Below are 14,737 nucleotides of genomic sequence, written 5' to 3' on the forward strand. Positions count from 1 at the left end.
GTCAGCAGCGCCGCGTGCGCCGCCGGCGCCGCGAACTGCGCGCCGGCCGCATCGGGCGGCACCGCGAACTGCGCGCCGGCGGCCTCCAGCTGCTCAGCCTGCTTCAGCGCCGCGGCGGCGACCGGGGCGGGATCGGCCCCGGGGCCGGGCACCGCGGCCGCCGGCCGCGCGGCGATCGCGACGCGCAGCAGCAGCGGGCCGTCACCGGCCTCGGCGAGCGACCAGTCGGCGGTTGTCGCCGGCCACGCGCCGAGTCCGGCGAGGTCGCTCACGGCGTGTCGTGATGGGCGTGCATGCCGCCGCCGGGCGGCGGCGTCGGTCTCTCGCCTCTGCGGACCACGTCGACCGTCTGCATCATCCCCGCGTCCTCGTGGCCGAGGATGTGGCAGTGGAAGACGAAGTGGCCGGGGAAGTCGTCGAACGGGTTGCGGATCACGACGCGGCCGCCGTTCTTCGGGATCACGACGACGTCCTGCAGGCCGGTCGCGTGGAACGGCTTGCCGTTGACGCTCATCACCTGGAAGTCGTTGACGTGGATGTGGAACGGGTGGTCCTCGTTCGATCTGTTGACCAACGTCCACTGCTCGACGGTGTTCAGCGTCGGCACGACGTTGTTGATCCCGGGCGTGAACTGTCTGCCGTTGATCAGCGCCGAGAAGCCGCTGCCGGTGCCGAAGCTGAAGACGAACGTGCGCTTGCGCGCGATCGGTCGTCTGCCGAGCGGCTTGGCGGGCGTGTCGAGCGTTCTCGGGAAGGCCGGCGGTCTCGCGCTCGACGTGCTCGGGGTCACCGTCACCTGCGCCAGCTCGACGTTCGGCTGCGCCTCGAAGCCCTCGTCGTATCTGAGCGTGCGGAAGGCGTAGCTGCCGGGCTTGCCGCCGCGCACGAGCACGTCGTAGCGCTTGCCGGGCGCCAGCACGAGGTGGTCGGCCGAGTGGACGCGCCAGACCGGCGACCCGTCTTCGGCGATCACCGTCATGCGATGGCCGTCGAGCTGCACGTTGTAGAAGAGGTCGGAGCCGATGTTGCCGATCCGCCACAGCTGCGTCTCGCCCTGCGCGATCGACATTCTCGGTCTCAGCAGGCCGTTGACGAGGCGCGCCGTCGGCGCCTGCGGGTCGATCTGCTGCGCGTCGTTGACGACGCCGCCGGTCGTCTGCAGGTCGCGGACCGCCAGCTGCTGCTCTCTGATCCCCTGCAGTGGTCTCGGCAGCAGCTCCTTCAGCCCCTCGACGACGAGCAGGCCGGAGAGGCCGCCCATCACCTGGCCCTCGGTCAGACCGTGCAGGTGCACGTGGTACCAGTAGGTGCCGGGCTCGTGGTCGCGCGGCAGTCTGACGACCGAGCGGACGGTCTGGCCCGGTCTGAAGGTGCGGAAGACGTTGTCGGAGATCCCGGTCGGTCTGACGTGCAGACCGTGCCAGTGGATGTTCGTGTCCTCGTCGGTGGCGTTCTTGATCGTCGCCTCGATCGTCTCGCCGGGTCTGACGTGCAGCGTCGGGCCGACCAGTCTGCCGTTGAACGGCTGCGCGACGACCGGCGCGCCGGAGACCTCGACCATCCCGCGCTCGGCCGTCAGCTCGACGCGCAGCTTGCCGCCTCTGCTGTGCAGCTGGACCGGCTCGGAGAAGGGCAGGCCCGCTCTCGGGGTCCAGTCGGTCGGCGCGGGCGTCGTCGCGGCGGCACGACGGGAGTCTTCTTCACCGCTGGCGCCGCAGGCGACGGCGGTGGCGGCGGCGAGCAGGAGAGCCGCTGCGGCGGCGACGGGCTGGAGACGCATCCGCGCACCGTATAACGGTGCGCGGATGGCGCGCGGGCGGCCGCGGGCGGCCGCCGCTGGCGTGCCGGCGCTCTAGGCCGCGACGACGACGCGCGTGTGGTCCAGCTCGTCGGCGTCGGCGAGGTGCTGGTGCGACGGGCAGTAGCCGTTGCGCGGGTGCGGCAGGCGCTGGCAGGGCGTGCCCTTGCGCGTCATCGCGCGACAGCAGAGGCGGTTGCCGGCGAAGTCGTAACCACTCTCGAACTGCTCCTCGATCGCCTCGTCGGCGAGCGCGAGGTAGTGCTCTACGACCGCGTTCATGTGGCTCTGGGCGTTGAGCGGGAAGTAGGGGCGCAGCTCGCGGATCAGCGACCGTGTGGGCTTGGCGAAGTACCACCGGTCGGTCGCCATCCGGCCGAGCGTGCCTTCACAGGCGCGCAAGACGCGGAGGTGGTTGCTGCGGTCCTTCGCGCACGGTCCGGGGCTCTCGACGACGTCGTCGGCAAGGGCCCGGTACATGGCGCGGCTGAATTGGTAGAGCACGGGTTCTCTCCTTCAGTGACTAAGCGCTTGCTTAGAGTGGCACATCACATCGATCCGTGCAATGCGCAATATCTGAGTTGCATCTGCCACACCGCGATCTGGCGCGGTCGCCGCCCCCGCGATGGCGTCGTTTTCCCCGCACATCGGCGATCCTGTGGGCATGGACGACGAGACGGCCCGGCTGTACGCCGAACTGTGGGCGCACGTCGAGCCGGAGAGCTCGCGACGGCTCCTGCTCGCGGCGCTCGACGCGTTCGCCGACCGCGGCTTCGAGGCCGCGACGACGCGCGACATCTCCAGACGGGCCGGCATGAGCCCCGCCGCGGTCTACGTGCACTACCGCTCGAAGGTCGAGATGCTCGGCGAGATCATGCGGATCGGCCACGAGTCGGTGCTCGAGTCGGCCCGCACGGCGATGGACGAGCGCGACGGCCCGTCGGAGCGGACGGCGGCCTTCGTCAGCGCCTTCTCCTCCTGGCACGCGCGCTTCTCGACGCTCGGCCAGGTGACCGCGCACGAGCTGCGCGCGCTGCCGCCGGAGCGCTTCGGCGAGATCCTCTCGCTGCGGCAGGCGACCGAGCGCCTCGTCGCCGACGAGCTGCGTGCCGGCGCGGCGGGCGGCGAGCTGCACGTCGACGACCTCCAGGGCACCGTCCGCGCGATCATGTCGCTCGGCGTCGACTCGGCCCGCTGGTACACCCCGCAGCGCGGCGGCGACCCCGAGTCGATCGGCCGCCTGCACGCCGACCTCGTGCTGAGAATGCTGCGGTAGAACTTCCGTGCCAGCACGGTAGATAGGACGTATTCCACGATAGGAGCTGTAGAAGTAGATCGGCCCACGCGGTAGATTTCTGTGCCGTGGCGGCTCGATCGCAGCATGAGTTCTCGGCGAACTATCGTCGCTTCACCCCAGAGGCGACGGTGCTGCTGATGCGTCTCTCCGAGACACTCGGCGTGATACGCGGTGCCCGCGTGCTGCCCGCCGTCGCCGATCAGCTGCGTGCCTCCGCCCGCGTCGGGACGGTCCACTACTCGAACCTGATCGAAGGTAACGAGCTGCCTGCAATCGAAGCCGAACGCGCGACGCGCGGCGAACTCACACCGGACACGCGCGCGAAGGTCGAGCTGATCAACTACGTCGCCGCGCTCGACCTGCTCGACGAGCGGCTCGACAGCGGGAGACTCGCGCTGAAGCCGGAGTTGCTGCTCGACCTGCACCGCGTCACAACACGCGACCTGGGGCGACGTGGAGACCCGCACTTCCGTCCACAGCATGAAGGGGCGTGGCGCGACGGGATCGCCCTTGTCGTGGATCGCCTGACTGGGCGTGTGATGCACGAGGGGCCTCCACCGGAGGAGGTCCCAGGCCGGGTCGAGAGCATGTTCGAATGGGCGGTGCGAATGCTGGGCCGTGGTGAACCGCCGCACGTCGTCGCCGGGGTGGTGCACTACGGAATCACGGACATCCATCCGTTCGCGGACGGAAACGGCCGCGTCGCGCGACTGTTCCAGTCGGCAATCCTGATGCACGCGGGCGTGCTGCCCGGGCGGATGTTCTCCTTCGAGCGCTACTACGCCGACGATCGCCAGGCTTACTACGCCGCGTTGCGCTCGGTGCGGGCGCGCACGCTCAACATGGAGAGCTGGCTGGAGTACTTCCTTCGCGGGCTGGTCGAGGAGTACGAGCGGATCGCTCGCACGGTCGAGGATCTCGGCGCCTTTGGACCTGCGGGCGGCGTGCCGCCGTTACAGCTTTCGCCGAGCCAGCAGGCGGCACTGACGGCGTTGCGGATCAGCGGGCCGGGTGAGTTCACCCGTGTGCAGTACGAGCGCGCCGCCGGCGTCGCGCGTTCGGCGGCAGGCGCGGATCTGGCTGCGCTCTCACGTCACGGGGTGTTGCACGTGCGCGGGGCTGGGCCTGCGACGCGCTACTCGTTCGCAGCGCAGCCGGGCTCCGACACGAGCGCCGCGCCCGGTCGCCCCGTCGGCTGGACCGATGCGAGGATCGAGCGCGAGTTGCGCACTTTCTTGAGCGGCTGGGAGCGATGGCCGACTCGTGGCGAGTTCGAGGCTGCTGGTCGCCGCGACCTGCATGCCGCAGCGAGTCGCAACGGCGGCATCGGGCGGTGGCGAGCGCTGCTCGGCCCGTGGCCGCCCTCAACCACCGCCGGCTGACCCGCACCGTCATACACCCCGTCCCACCAGCCGCCTGAGATTCCGACGCTCTGCGCATGGCGCGCGCAGGGCGGGGGCGGGAAGCTCAGGTGCATGACCCACTCGGCGCTGCACGACTCCGCGCGGGAGCACCTGCTCCTGCACTTCACCAACCACGCCGCGGCGTACGGCGGCGAGCGTGACTTGCTGGTGCTGGAGCGCGGCGAGGGTCCCTACGTCTTCGACACCGCCGGCAACCGCTACGTCGACGCGCTCTCGAGTCTCTTCTGCTCGCAGCTCGGCTACTCGTACGGCGAGGAGATCGCGGCGGTGGCGAGCGCGCAGATGCGGAAGCTGGCGTTCAACACGAACTGGGCGACGGCCCATCCGCCTGCGATCGCGCTCGCGGAGAAGCTCGCCGAGATCATGCCCGGCGACCTCAACCACGTCTTCTTCACCAACGGCGGCTCGGAGTCGGTCGAGACGATGTGGAAGATCGTGCGCGAGTACTTCACCGCGAAGGGCGAGCCGCGGCGGCTGAAGGCGATCGCGCGCGACCGCGCCTACCACGGCGTCACGCTCGGGGCGCTCTCGTTCACCGGCGTACCGGGCTTCAAGGAGCCGTTCGGCCGGCCCGCGATCGACGTCACGCACGTCTCCAACACGAACGCGTTCCGCGCGCCCGACGGCGCCGATCCGGCCGCACACACGCAGCGGCTCCTCACCGAGGTCCGCGACGCGATCGTCGCCGCCGGCCCCGACGAGGTCGCGATCATCATCGCCGAGCCGGTCCAGAACGCCGGCGGCTGCCTCGTCGCTCCGCCCGGCTACTGGGCCGGGCTGCGCGCGCTCGCCGACGAGTTCGGCGCGCTGCTGGTCGCCGACGAGGTGATCTGCGGCTTCGGCCGCCTCGGCCACTGGCTCGGCAGCGAGCGCGAGGGGATCGTGCCCGACGTCGCCACGACGGCGAAGGGGATCACCGCCGCCTACGCGCCGATGGGCGCGGTGCTCGTCGCCGACCGCGTCGCGGAGGCGATCCACGGCTCCGGCCTCCCGCTGCGCCACGGCATCACGTTCGGCGGCCACCCGGTCAGCGCCGCGGTCGCGCTCAAGAGCATCGAGATCTTCGAGCGCGACGGCGTGCTGGAGAACGTGCGCGCCAACGAGGCGTACCTCGAAGCGCGCCTCGCCGAGCTGCGCGCGCTGCCGATCGTCGGCGACACGCGCGGGCGCGGCTACTTCTGGGCGATGGAGCTGGTCGGCGACGCGGAGAACCGCACCTTCGACAAGCCCGAGCGCGACCGCCTGCTGCGCGGCTTCCTGCCCGGCCGGCTGCTCGACGCCGGCCTGATCGCGCGCGCTGACGACCGCGGCGACTCGGTCCTCCAGATCGCCCCGCCGCTGATCAGCGACCGCGCCGTGCTCGACGAGATCGTCGACCGCCTCGCGGAGGTGCTGACCGACGCGGGTACGTTCATGGGTGTCGAGTCCGCCGCCGCGACCGCCGCCGCCTGACGCGCGCGACGCCCACTCTTCCAAGCGACCACCATCGGAGTTCCCTGACATGGCCACGAGCACGACCCCCACGACCCTCGCCCACTGGATCGGCGGGCGCCCCGACGCGGGCAGCGGCGAGCGCTTCGGCGAGGTGACCGAGTCGGCGACCGGCGAGACGATCGCGCGCGTCGCCTTCGCGACCGAGGCCGACGTCGACCGCGCCGTGCGCGTCGCGGCAGAGGCGGCGAAGGCGTGGGGCAGATCGTCGCTCGGCCAGCGCACGAAGGTCCTCTTCGCCTTCCGCGAGGGCGTTCACGCGCGCCGCGACGAGCTGGCGCAGGCGATCACGCGCGAGCACGGCAAGGTCCTCTCCGACGCCGCCGGCGAGGTCCAGCGCGGCCTCGAGGTGATCGAGTTCGCCTGCGGCCTCGGCCACCTGCTGAAGGGCGAGATGTCGGACCAGGTCTCGCGCGGGGTCGACTCCTACTCGCTGCGCCAGTCGCTCGGCGTCGTCGCCGGCATCACGCCGTTCAACTTCCCCGTGATGGTGCCGCTGTGGATGGCGCCGGTCGCGCTCGCCTGCGGCAACGCCTTCGTGCTGAAGCCGAGCGAGCAGGATCCCTCCGCCTCGCTGCTGCTCGCGGAGATCCTCGCTGACGCCGGCCTGCCCGAGGGCGTCTTCACCGTCATCAACGGTGACAAGGACGCGGTCAACGCGCTGCTCGTCCACCCCGAGGTGAGAGCGGTCTCGTTCGTCGGCTCGACGCCGATCGCCAAGCACGTCTACGAGACCGCGACCGCGCACGGCAAGCGCGTGCAGGCGCTCGGCGGCGCGAAGAACCACGCGATCGTGCTGCCCGACGCCGACCTCGACCTCGCCGCCGACGCGCTCGTCTCAGCCGGCTACGGCTCGGCCGGCCAGCGCTGCATGGCCGTCTCGGTCGCCGTCGCGGTCGGCGCGGTCGCCGAGCCGCTGATCGCGAAGATCGAGGAGCGGATCGCCGGCCTCACCGTCGGCGACGGCTTCGACCCCGCCTCCGAGATGGGGCCGCTCGTCAGCGAGCGCCACCTCGGCCGCGTGCGCGGGCTCGTCGACACCGGCGAGGCCGACGGGGCGACGTTGCGCGCCGACGGCCGCACGCTGCAGGTCGAGGGGCGCGCGGGCGGCCACTGGCTCGGCCCGACGCTGTTCGACGACGTCAAGCCCGGGATGGCGATCTACGACGAGGAGATCTTCGGCCCGGTCCTGTGCGTCGTGCGCGCCGACTCCTACGACGAGGCGATCACGCTCACCAACGCCAGCCCGTACGGCAACGGCGCCGCGATCTTCACCAACGACGGCGGCGCCGCGCGCCAGTTCGAGCAGGACGTGACGGCCGGCATGGTCGGCGTCAACGTGCCGATCCCGGTGCCGATGGCCTACCACTCGTTCGGCGGCTGGAAGGACTCGCTGTTCGGCGACCTGCACGTCCACGGCCCCGACGGCGTGCGCTTCTACACGCGCGGCAAGGTCGTCACGCGCCGCTGGCCCGATCCGGCCGACCGCGGGATCGACCTCGGCTTCCCCGTTCACTCCTGAACGAAGTACACCTTGCGCAGCGGCTCGTGGACGGTCCAGACCGTCCGCTGGCCGGCGCGCAGGGTGGCGACGTCGCCTGGGCCGACCTCCAGCGTCGGCCCGTCCTCGACCGCGATCGTCGCGCGACCCGAGATGACGACGAAGACCTCGTCGGCCTCGACGTCGCTGCTGATCCCCTCGCTGTGCTCCCAGATGCCGGCGGAGGCGCCGCCGCCGGGCGCGCTCCACAGCTCGCGCGCGCTCACCTGCGGTGATCCCGCGAGGACCTGCTCGTCGGGCAGCGGGTCGGGCTCCAGCGCCACGTCGGCGATGTGGTGGACGGCCTGCTTTGCGTCGCTCATGAGTCGAATCCCAGTCCAAAGCGGTCGAGTGTTCTGAGCCAGAGGCCGCGTCTGCCGCCGTTGCGGTCGGCCGCGGCGAGGCGATTGCGCGTCAGCTGGATCGCGGCGCTGCGCAGCGGCTCGGGCGGGAACGGCAGCGGCTTGGTGCGCACGTAGCGGGTGCGCGTCGCCTCCGTCTCGCGGCCGTCGAGCAGGTCGAGCGCGACCTGCGCGCCGAAGCGGGTCGCGCCGACGCCGAGGCCCGTGTAGCCGACCGCGTAGGAGACGTCGCCGCCGTGGGCGGTGCCGAAGAAGGGGAAGAAGCGGCTGCAGGTGTCGATCGCGCCGCCCCAGCGATGGCTGAAGCGGATCCCTTCAAGCGCCGGGAAGAGCGTGACGAGATGCTGGGAGAGCGTCGCGAACGTCTCCTCGCCGGCGTCGTCCTGGAGCGTCGAGACGGGGCCGCCGTAGCGGTAGACGGCGTCATAGCCGCCGAACAGGATGCGGTCGTCGGCGGTCAGGCGGTAGTAGTGGAACTGGTTGGCGCAGTCGGCCAGGCCGTGGCGCCCGCGCCAGCCGATCGCCGCGATCTGCTCGGCGCTCAGCGGCTCGGTCACGAGCACGTAGTCGTAGACCGGCGCGATGTAGTGGGCGAGCCGCTTGAGCAGCGGCGGGAAGGCGCTGGTGCCGAGCAGCACCTTGCGCGCGCGCACGCGACCGCCGGCGGTCGTGACGGTGATGGCGCTCCCGAGCTGGCCGCCGCTGCCGTCGCCGTCGCGGCTTCCGCGCACGCCGCCGCCGTCGCGCTGGAGGCCGAGCGCGGCGCTGTGCTCGTGCACGCGCACGCCGGCAGCGAGCGCCGCGTCGAGCAGCCCGGCGGCCAGTCTCGCCGGGTCGACCAGCGCGGCGCCGCTGCGCGTCAGCAGCCCGCCGAGGTAGAGCGGCGAGCGCACCTCGCGCGCGACCGCCGCGGCGTCGAGCAGCTCGACCTGATGGCCGAAGCGGCGCGCCTCCGCGGCGGCCTCCTCCAGCCACGCCAGCTCGTGCGGCTCCTGCGCCAGCGCCAGCTCGCCCGGCTCCTCCCAGCCGCAGTCGATCGCGTGCGCGCGGACGTCCTCGCGCATCCCCGCGAAGTTCTCCAGCCCGAGTCGCTCCAGCAGCTCGATCTCGTCGGGGAAGCGCTCGGCGCCGTTGGAGAGGCCGTGCGTCAGCGACGAGGCGACGAAGCCGCCGTTGCGACCGCTCGCGCCCCAGGCGATCGTCGCCGCCTCCAGCAGCAGCACGTCGCGTGCCGGGTCGGCGCGCTTGGCGTGCAGCGCGGCCCACAGGCCGGTGAAGCCGCCGCCGACGATGCAGAGGTCGGTCGCGGCGGGACCGGAGAGCGGCGGTTGCGGAGGACGGGGCGGGAGCGCGTCGAGCCAGTACGGGGTCGTCGAGGCGTCGGCGTAGCGCGCGCGATCGGCGGCGCTCGGGGGTGTGTGCGGCCAGGGGGAGGCGATCGTGCGACGGTATCCTGCGCGAGCGCGCCCGCGAAGACGCGGCCGGCGAGTTGCGACGCCCTGTCGCGCCGGACCGTGCATTCAGCGACGAGTTGCCGCGTGACGGCGCGGGGACGGCATGGCATGACTGCGTTCGACGACAGACCCCTTCCCGCGATCACGGTCCGGCGCGCGCTCGAGCTGCCGGCGCTGCGGCGCGGGCTGCCGGAGGTCGTCGCGGGCGCCGAGCGGCTCGACCGGACGATCCGCTGGGTCCATGCCGGCGAGGTCGCGAACATCGCCGCGCTGCTGACCGGCGGCGAGATGCTGCTGAGCACCGGCATGGGGATCGGCAGCCGCGCGGCCGACCAGCGCCGCTTCGTCCGCGCGCTCGCCGACCGCAACGCCGCCGCGCTCGTGATCGAGCTGGGGACCGTCTTCGCCGAGCCGCCGAACGCGCTCGTCGAGGCCGCCGCGCAGGCCGAGCTGCCGCTGATCGTGCTGCGCAGCGAGATCCCGTTCGTCGCCGTCACCGAGGCGATCCACACCGAGCTGGTCTCCTCGCAGTACGCGCTGCTGCGGCGCGGCGAGCAGATCCAGCGCGAGCTGACCGACCTGATGCTCGACGGCGAAGGGATCCCGGCGGTGCTGGCCGCGCTCGCCGCGACGCTGCACGCGCCGGTCTTCCTGGAGGATCCGGGCGGCCGGCTGCTGTCGCACGCGCTGCCGGGCGACGGCAGCGGCGGCGATCCGCTGGAGCTGTGGGAGGTCGCGCGGCGGCCCGGCGCGCCCGGCGTGCGCGCGACCGCGGTGCGGATGGGCGGTCATCACGACGACGGCCGCCTGCTCGTCGCCGAGCTGCGCCCGCCGTGGGACGCGCTCGCCGGCGTCGCGCTCGACCAGGCCGGCGCGATCGTCGCGCTGGCGCTGCTGCGCGCGCGGCAGGAGGAGGAGCTGGCGGCGCGCGAGCGCGGCAACCTGCTCGTCAACCTCGCCGACGGCCGCGTCGCGCCCTCCGCGGTCGGCCGCGCCGCGCTCGCCGCCGGCCTGCGCAGAGTGCCCGCGCTGCTGCTGCCGCTCGCCGCCGAGGTGCGCGGCGCGATCGCGCCGGTCGGCGCCGATTGGGACGGCGCGCTGCGCGACGTCCAGCGACTGCTCGCCGACCGCGGCTGGGAGGCCGTCGTCGGCCGGCGGCCGTCGAGCGCGACCGTGCTGCTGCTGGTGGCGCTGCGCGACGGGGGTGGCGGGGCGAGCGGCGACGGCTCCGTCGATGCCGACGCGGCCGTCGCCGAACAGCGCGCGGCGGCCGCGACGACCGTCGCCGAGCTGCTGGAGCGGGTGCTCGCGAGAACTGTCGGCGCCGAGCGTGTGACGCTCGCGGCCGGCCGCGCGAGCGTGCCCGCCGAGGCCGGCGCCGAGCTGCGCCGCAGCGAGGAGAGCGCCGCCGCCGCGGTCGCGCTGCCGCCGCGCCCGTGGCACGACGTCGCGGCGCTGGAGCTGCGGCGGCTGCTGTGGGCCGGCCGCGACGACGCCGAGCAGGCGGCGCTCGTCGAGCGCGTGCTGGGGCCGCTGGTCGCGCACGACCGCGCGCGCAAGCTGGTGCTGATGCCGACGCTGGAGGCGCTGCTGGCCAACGGCGGGCGCAAGGCCGAGACGGCGCGCGCACTCCACCTCAACCGGCAGGCGCTCTACCACCGGCTGACGCGGATCGAGCAGCTGCTCGGCGTCGACCTCGGCGATCCCGAGCAGCTGCTGACGCTGCACGTCGCCGTGCTCGCGCGCGAGTACGGCGACGGCGCGGGCTGAGGCGTGCGCCGTCGCCTCGCGCGGGACGCCCGGCCGCGACGCGCTCAGCGCCCGAGCAGGTGCGCGCGCTCCTCGCCGCGGCGGAAGCCGTCGCGGAAGGCGAGCCCCGTCAGCCCCTCCAGGCGCGTGTCGCCCTCGTACAGCGGCTCGCCCGCGACGCCGTCCTGGAAGCCCTCCCACAGCGCCAGCGCCTCCGGCGTGACGTGGACCATGTGGGCGCTGTTGAGCGCGTCCTCGGCCTCCGGCGAGCCTTCGAAGCGGTAGAAGACCTGCGGCGCCTCGCCGGCGTCGAGCGCGCGCAGCTGGGCGCGCACCTCGTCAGCCCGTGCGCGCGTCAGCGCGTCGCTGTCGAGCGCGTCGCGGATCTCCTCCAGATGCAGGCGGATCGCGGCGACGAGCTGCTGCTGGTCCTCGCAGCGGGTCTGGCGGCCGGAGCGGGTCGACTGCACGATCACGGGCAGCTCGTCGGTCTCGCCGAGCTGCTCGGCCGGCGGCAGCCCCGCGATCCAGCCGCCGGAGCGCCAGCTGCGGTCGTGGCGGTGCCAGTGGAGCACGGTGCCGGCCGGGAGCGCCCCGGCGAGCCGCTCGAGCTCGCCGAAGCCGGCGACGTCGCGCTCGACGTGGACGCCGTCGACGCCGAGGGAGAAGGCGAGCCCGACGGCGCCGTCGGTGCGCCAGCCGTCGGCGCGCAGGCGCTCGATCGTCGCCGCCAGCCGCTCCAGCGCCACCGCTTTCGCGCGCAGCACGTCGACGACGTCGCCGAGCGCGGGGACGCTCCCGGCCTCGATCCGCACGATCGCCCGGCCCGGCTGATCTGCCTGCGCGTCACTCACCTCTGTGAGACTAATCGCTCGTCACAGGGGAGCGGCTCCCGCGTGGAACCGTGTAGATGGGGCACGACGACCGCACAGACGAGCAGCTGCTGGCTGCCACGCGCCGTGATCCGGCCGCCTTCGGGCCGGTCTATGAGCGCCATGCGCCGGCGCTGCTCGCCTATCTGCGGGCGCGCACCCGCTCGACCGAGCTGGCGCTCGACCTGACGGCGGAGGTGTTCGCGGCCGCGCTGCAGTCGGCCGATCGCTTCCGGCCCGGCGAGGCGCCGGTGCGGGCCTGGCTGCTGACGATCGCCAACCACAAGCTGATCGACTCGCTGCGGCGGGCGCGCACCGCCGACAGCGCGCTCCAGCGGCTGGGGATCGCGACGCTCGACCTGTCGCAGGACGAGATCGCGGAGGTCGACCGGCGGCTCAGCGAGCAGGCCGACGGCGCGCTTGCGCTGCGGTTGGTCGGCGACCTGCCGGAGGACCAGCGCGCGGCGGTGCTCGCGCGCATCGTCGAGGAGCGGGAGTACGCGGAGCTGGCGGCGCGCTTTCAGACGAGCGAGCAGAACGTGCGGGCGCGCGTCCACCGCGGCCTGCGCCGCGTCGGCGTGCGGATGACCGCGGTGAGAGAGGGACGGCAGCGATGAGCGAGCACCAGCACCACGCACCCCGCGGCCGCGCGACGACCGCGAGCGGCGGCGGCGACCCGCTCGCGCGCATCGGCGAGCGGCTGGTCGGCGCGGCCGTCGAGCGGCGTCGCCGCCGGCGGCATGCGCGCCAGCGGATCGCCGGCGCGGCTGTGACGGTCACGCTGCTGGCGGCGGTCCTCGTCGTCGCGCGGCCGTTCGACGGCGGCTCGCCGTTGTCGCCGGCCGCGCGGGTCGAGCTGGCCGTGCCCGGCGGGAGCTTCGAGGTCTTCGCGAACGAGCACGGCGCGCTCTGCGCCAACCGTCCCAACGGACGCGATGCCGCCGGCATGACGAGCTGCAGCTCGCCGGAGCTGCTGCGGCCCGCGCTTGAACGCGATGGGCTGGCGTGGCTCGCCGCGCGCGTCGATGGCGACCGCGTCGTCGTGACGGGGCTGGCCGAGACCGGCGCCGAGCGGGTCGTGCTGTCGATGCCGGCGGCCCGCGGAGGGCAGGGGCCGAGCGGGGCGACACTGCTGCGCGAGCGGCCCGTCACGATCAGCACGGTCGGCGAGCGATTGACGGCGCGGCCGTTCGGCGCGACGCTGCCGCGCGGTGGCGGCGTCGACGTGCACGTCGACGTGGTCCACTCGGATGGCCGCGTGATGCGCCAGACGATCCGACTCGGCGCCGTCCGGCCGAGCGGGTTCCAGCCGGGCCGCTCGCTCGTCTACCGCGTGGAGCGCGGCCGTTTCTCGGCACGCTACGTCGGGCTGGCGCAGGCGCGGCTGGAGGCGATCGGGCCGGGACCGTCGCAAGTGGTCGGCGACGGCAACCGGCTGACGGTCGAGCTGCCGAGCCGGACGCCGGAGCCGGCCGCGGACGCGCGCGCGGCACTCGCTCCCGGCGTCCTGCGGTTCTACGACTGGGAGGCGAGCGTGCTGCTGACGGACGGCCGCTCGGTCGCGGAGGGGCTCGCTGACGGCGCGGCGCGGGCGACTTCGATCAGTCGCACGGCTGGTGCCTCCGGCGGGATGCGGCTCGGGCTGGCGCGCACCTTGGCGCAGGTGCCGGAGAACCTCTCGCGGCCGCATGATGGGCTCGGAACGGTCGTGCAGGCGCTCGACGGCGGTCGCCGCAGCCCGCTGCCGCGCGACGATCCGCGCGCGCGCTTCTACGTGCTGCGCGGGCGCCCGGCGCTGACCGGCGCGGAGCTGGTCCACCCGCGCGCCGCGACGAACGCGAGCGGTCAGCCCGACGTGCGCTTCGACCTGACGGCGGAGGGGCGCCGGGAGTTCCACAGAGCGACGCGCGCGATCGCCCGGCGCGGCCAGTCGCTGATGCTGCCGGGCGTGAGCGCGGCCGAGATCGCGCAGCACTTCGCCGTCGTGCTCGACGGACGCCTGCTGTCGATCGCCGCGATCGACCCGCAGCGGCTGCCGGACGGAATCGACGGCGACGACGGGGCGCTGATCGCGGGCGGGTTCACGGCCCGTGACGCCGAGCGGCTTGCGCGCCTGCTGTCGCTCGGCACGCTGCCAGCGATGCGGGAGCTGCGGTAGACACCAGACATCGGCTGTAGCCGAGCCGTTCGACGGGCGATACTCTGGCCCGTATGGCGCAACGGATCGAGCTGACGCTGGACGACGACGCGGCCGCTCGGCTCGCCGCGCTCGCGGAGCGCGCGCACGCCGACAAGGACGCGCTCGCGCTCACGCTGTTGTCCGAGACGCTCGACGAACTCGAGCAGACGTCGGCTGACATGACGGCTGTGCTCGATCGCATCCCTGGGGCCGCCGGGCGCCTCCAACTCGGTCGCGAGCAAGCGGACCGAGGCGAGGTCATCGACCTCGACGATCTGTAGTGGCGACGGTCCGCCTGACGCGGGCGGCCGTCGACGATCTGGACGAGCTGATCGTCAGTCACGAGCTGCCGGGCGATACACCTCGACGGATACGCGCACGACTGCGCAGCGTGGGGCGATTTCCGCGAATGGGGCGACAGCTCGACGGAGTCTGGGCTGGTACCCGTTATCTGCTCGGACCTTGGCCCTGGCTGGTGATCGTCTACGAGTACGACGAGGTCCGTGACGCTGTCACGGTGCTGACGATCCAGGACGCACGGCGCGGCAGCTCGCCGACGGTGCGATAGCCC

Annotated in this window: 14 protein-coding genes and 1 pseudogene; 9 read left to right on the forward strand and 6 right to left on the reverse strand. The window is 73.3% G+C overall.

The features are described 5' to 3' along the window. The 3 genes and pseudogenes from R7226_RS17645 to R7226_RS17655 form a co-directional block, all read right to left on the reverse strand. Positions 1-272, reverse strand: a pseudogene (locus R7226_RS17645) (hypothetical protein); the annotation flags it as partial. After that, positions 269-1,780, reverse strand: coding sequence for a multicopper oxidase family protein (locus R7226_RS17650; protein ID WP_318598554.1), 1,512 nt, complete (start codon positions 1,778-1,780; stop codon positions 269-271). The pseudogene R7226_RS17645 and the gene R7226_RS17650, both read right to left, overlap by 4 nt. A 72-nt stretch (positions 1,781-1,852) precedes the next feature. Beyond that, positions 1,853-2,170, reverse strand: a complete 318-nt coding sequence (locus tag R7226_RS17655; protein WP_318598555.1) for a hypothetical protein — start codon at positions 2,168-2,170, stop codon at positions 1,853-1,855. Positions 2,171-2,462: 292 nt separating this feature from the next. On the opposite strand from R7226_RS17655, the gene R7226_RS17660 reads away from it, so the two are divergent. The 4 genes from R7226_RS17660 (at position 2,463) to R7226_RS17675 (ending at position 7,532) form a co-directional block, all read left to right on the forward strand. Next, on the forward strand, positions 2,463-3,074 hold the full coding sequence (locus R7226_RS17660; protein WP_318598556.1) for a TetR/AcrR family transcriptional regulator: 612 nt from the start codon (positions 2,463-2,465) through the stop codon (positions 3,072-3,074). An 86-nt stretch (positions 3,075-3,160) separates the two neighbouring features. Further along, a complete protein-coding gene (locus R7226_RS17665; RefSeq protein ID WP_318598557.1) occupies positions 3,161-4,477 on the forward strand; it encodes a Fic family protein in 1,317 nt (438 codons plus the stop codon). A 93-nt stretch (positions 4,478-4,570) separates the two neighbouring features. Next, positions 4,571-5,971: an aspartate aminotransferase family protein gene (locus R7226_RS17670; RefSeq protein WP_318598558.1), complete on the forward strand. Its 1,401-nt coding sequence runs from the start codon at positions 4,571-4,573 to the stop codon at positions 5,969-5,971. Between the two features lie 49 nt (positions 5,972-6,020). Then, positions 6,021-7,532 (forward strand): CoA-acylating methylmalonate-semialdehyde dehydrogenase, encoded by a 1,512-nt coding sequence (locus tag R7226_RS17675; RefSeq protein WP_318598559.1) that lies wholly within the window; start codon positions 6,021-6,023, stop codon positions 7,530-7,532. Here R7226_RS17675 and R7226_RS17680 read toward each other — a convergent pair. Further along, a complete protein-coding gene (locus tag R7226_RS17680) occupies positions 7,523-7,873 on the reverse strand; it encodes a cupin domain-containing protein (protein WP_318598560.1) in 351 nt (116 codons plus the stop codon). The genes R7226_RS17675 and R7226_RS17680 overlap by 10 nt on opposite strands. Continuing rightward, positions 7,870-9,432 (reverse strand): NAD(P)/FAD-dependent oxidoreductase, encoded by a 1,563-nt coding sequence (locus R7226_RS17685; protein WP_318598561.1) that lies wholly within the window; start codon positions 9,430-9,432, stop codon positions 7,870-7,872. Before R7226_RS17685 ends, R7226_RS17680 begins: the two co-directional genes overlap by 4 nt. Positions 9,433-9,474: 42 nt before the next feature. Between R7226_RS17685 and R7226_RS17690 the strand changes: the two genes are divergently transcribed. After that, the gene (locus tag R7226_RS17690) at positions 9,475-11,136 is read left to right on the forward strand and encodes a PucR family transcriptional regulator (protein WP_318598562.1); all 1,662 of its coding nucleotides are present in this window, start codon (positions 9,475-9,477) and stop codon (positions 11,134-11,136) included. Positions 11,137-11,180: 44 nt separating this feature from the next. Here the strand turns inward: R7226_RS17690 and R7226_RS17695 are convergent, their stop codons facing one another. Further along, positions 11,181-11,969, reverse strand: a complete 789-nt coding sequence (locus R7226_RS17695; RefSeq protein ID WP_318598563.1) for a hypothetical protein — start codon at positions 11,967-11,969, stop codon at positions 11,181-11,183. 56 nt (positions 11,970-12,025) lie between these two features. Here R7226_RS17695 and R7226_RS17700 point away from each other — a divergent pair, with 56 nt between their 5' ends. From R7226_RS17700 to R7226_RS17715, 4 genes are read left to right on the forward strand one after another with little or no spacing between them, the layout of a single operon-like run. Next, a complete protein-coding gene (locus tag R7226_RS17700; RefSeq protein ID WP_318598564.1) occupies positions 12,026-12,604 on the forward strand; it encodes an RNA polymerase sigma factor in 579 nt (192 codons plus the stop codon). Then, complete coding sequence (locus R7226_RS17705) at positions 12,601-14,145, forward strand: SecDF P1 head subdomain-containing protein (RefSeq protein ID WP_318598565.1); 1,545 nt, start codon at positions 12,601-12,603, stop codon at positions 14,143-14,145. Before R7226_RS17700 ends, R7226_RS17705 begins: the two co-directional genes overlap by 4 nt. Before the next feature lie 53 nt (positions 14,146-14,198). Next, positions 14,199-14,447, forward strand: coding sequence for a hypothetical protein (locus R7226_RS17710; RefSeq protein WP_318598567.1), 249 nt, complete (start codon positions 14,199-14,201; stop codon positions 14,445-14,447). Beyond that, positions 14,447-14,734 carry a type II toxin-antitoxin system RelE family toxin gene (locus R7226_RS17715; RefSeq protein ID WP_318598568.1) on the forward strand — a complete coding sequence of 96 codons (288 nt, stop codon included), beginning with the start codon at positions 14,447-14,449 and terminating at the stop codon, positions 14,732-14,734. Before R7226_RS17710 ends, R7226_RS17715 begins: the two co-directional genes overlap by 1 nt. The last annotated feature ends 3 nt before the right edge of the window (positions 14,735-14,737 follow it).

This window comes from Conexibacter stalactiti (assembly GCF_033542075.1).
Taxonomy (GTDB): domain Bacteria; phylum Actinomycetota; class Thermoleophilia; order Solirubrobacterales; family Solirubrobacteraceae; genus Conexibacter; species Conexibacter stalactiti.

What these genes read in the sequence shown, in the direction of transcription:
- R7226_RS17700 (WP_318598564.1), top strand. Translation starts at nt 12,026, where the DNA reads ATGGGGCACGACGACCGCACAGACGAGCAGCTGCTGGCTGCCACGCGC.
- R7226_RS17660 (WP_318598556.1), top strand. Translation starts at nt 2,463, where the DNA reads ATGGACGACGAGACGGCCCGGCTGTACGCCGAACTGTGGGCGCACGTC.
- R7226_RS17675 (WP_318598559.1), top strand. Translation starts at nt 6,021, where the DNA reads ATGGCCACGAGCACGACCCCCACGACCCTCGCCCACTGGATCGGCGGG.
- R7226_RS17680 (WP_318598560.1), bottom strand. Translation starts at nt 7,873, where the DNA reads ATGAGCGACGCAAAGCAGGCCGTCCACCACATCGCCGACGTGGCGCTG.
- R7226_RS17710 (WP_318598567.1), top strand. Translation starts at nt 14,199, where the DNA reads ATGGCGCAACGGATCGAGCTGACGCTGGACGACGACGCGGCCGCTCGG.
- R7226_RS17690 (WP_318598562.1), top strand. Translation starts at nt 9,475, where the DNA reads ATGACTGCGTTCGACGACAGACCCCTTCCCGCGATCACGGTCCGGCGC.
- R7226_RS17670 (WP_318598558.1), top strand. Translation starts at nt 4,571, where the DNA reads ATGACCCACTCGGCGCTGCACGACTCCGCGCGGGAGCACCTGCTCCTG.
- R7226_RS17650 (WP_318598554.1), bottom strand. Translation starts at nt 1,780, where the DNA reads ATGCGTCTCCAGCCCGTCGCCGCCGCAGCGGCTCTCCTGCTCGCCGCC.
- R7226_RS17655 (WP_318598555.1), bottom strand. Translation starts at nt 2,170, where the DNA reads ATGGCGACCGACCGGTGGTACTTCGCCAAGCCCACACGGTCGCTGATC.
- R7226_RS17705 (WP_318598565.1), top strand. Translation starts at nt 12,601, where the DNA reads ATGAGCGAGCACCAGCACCACGCACCCCGCGGCCGCGCGACGACCGCG.
- R7226_RS17685 (WP_318598561.1), bottom strand. Translation starts at nt 9,432, where the DNA reads ATGCACGGTCCGGCGCGACAGGGCGTCGCAACTCGCCGGCCGCGTCTT.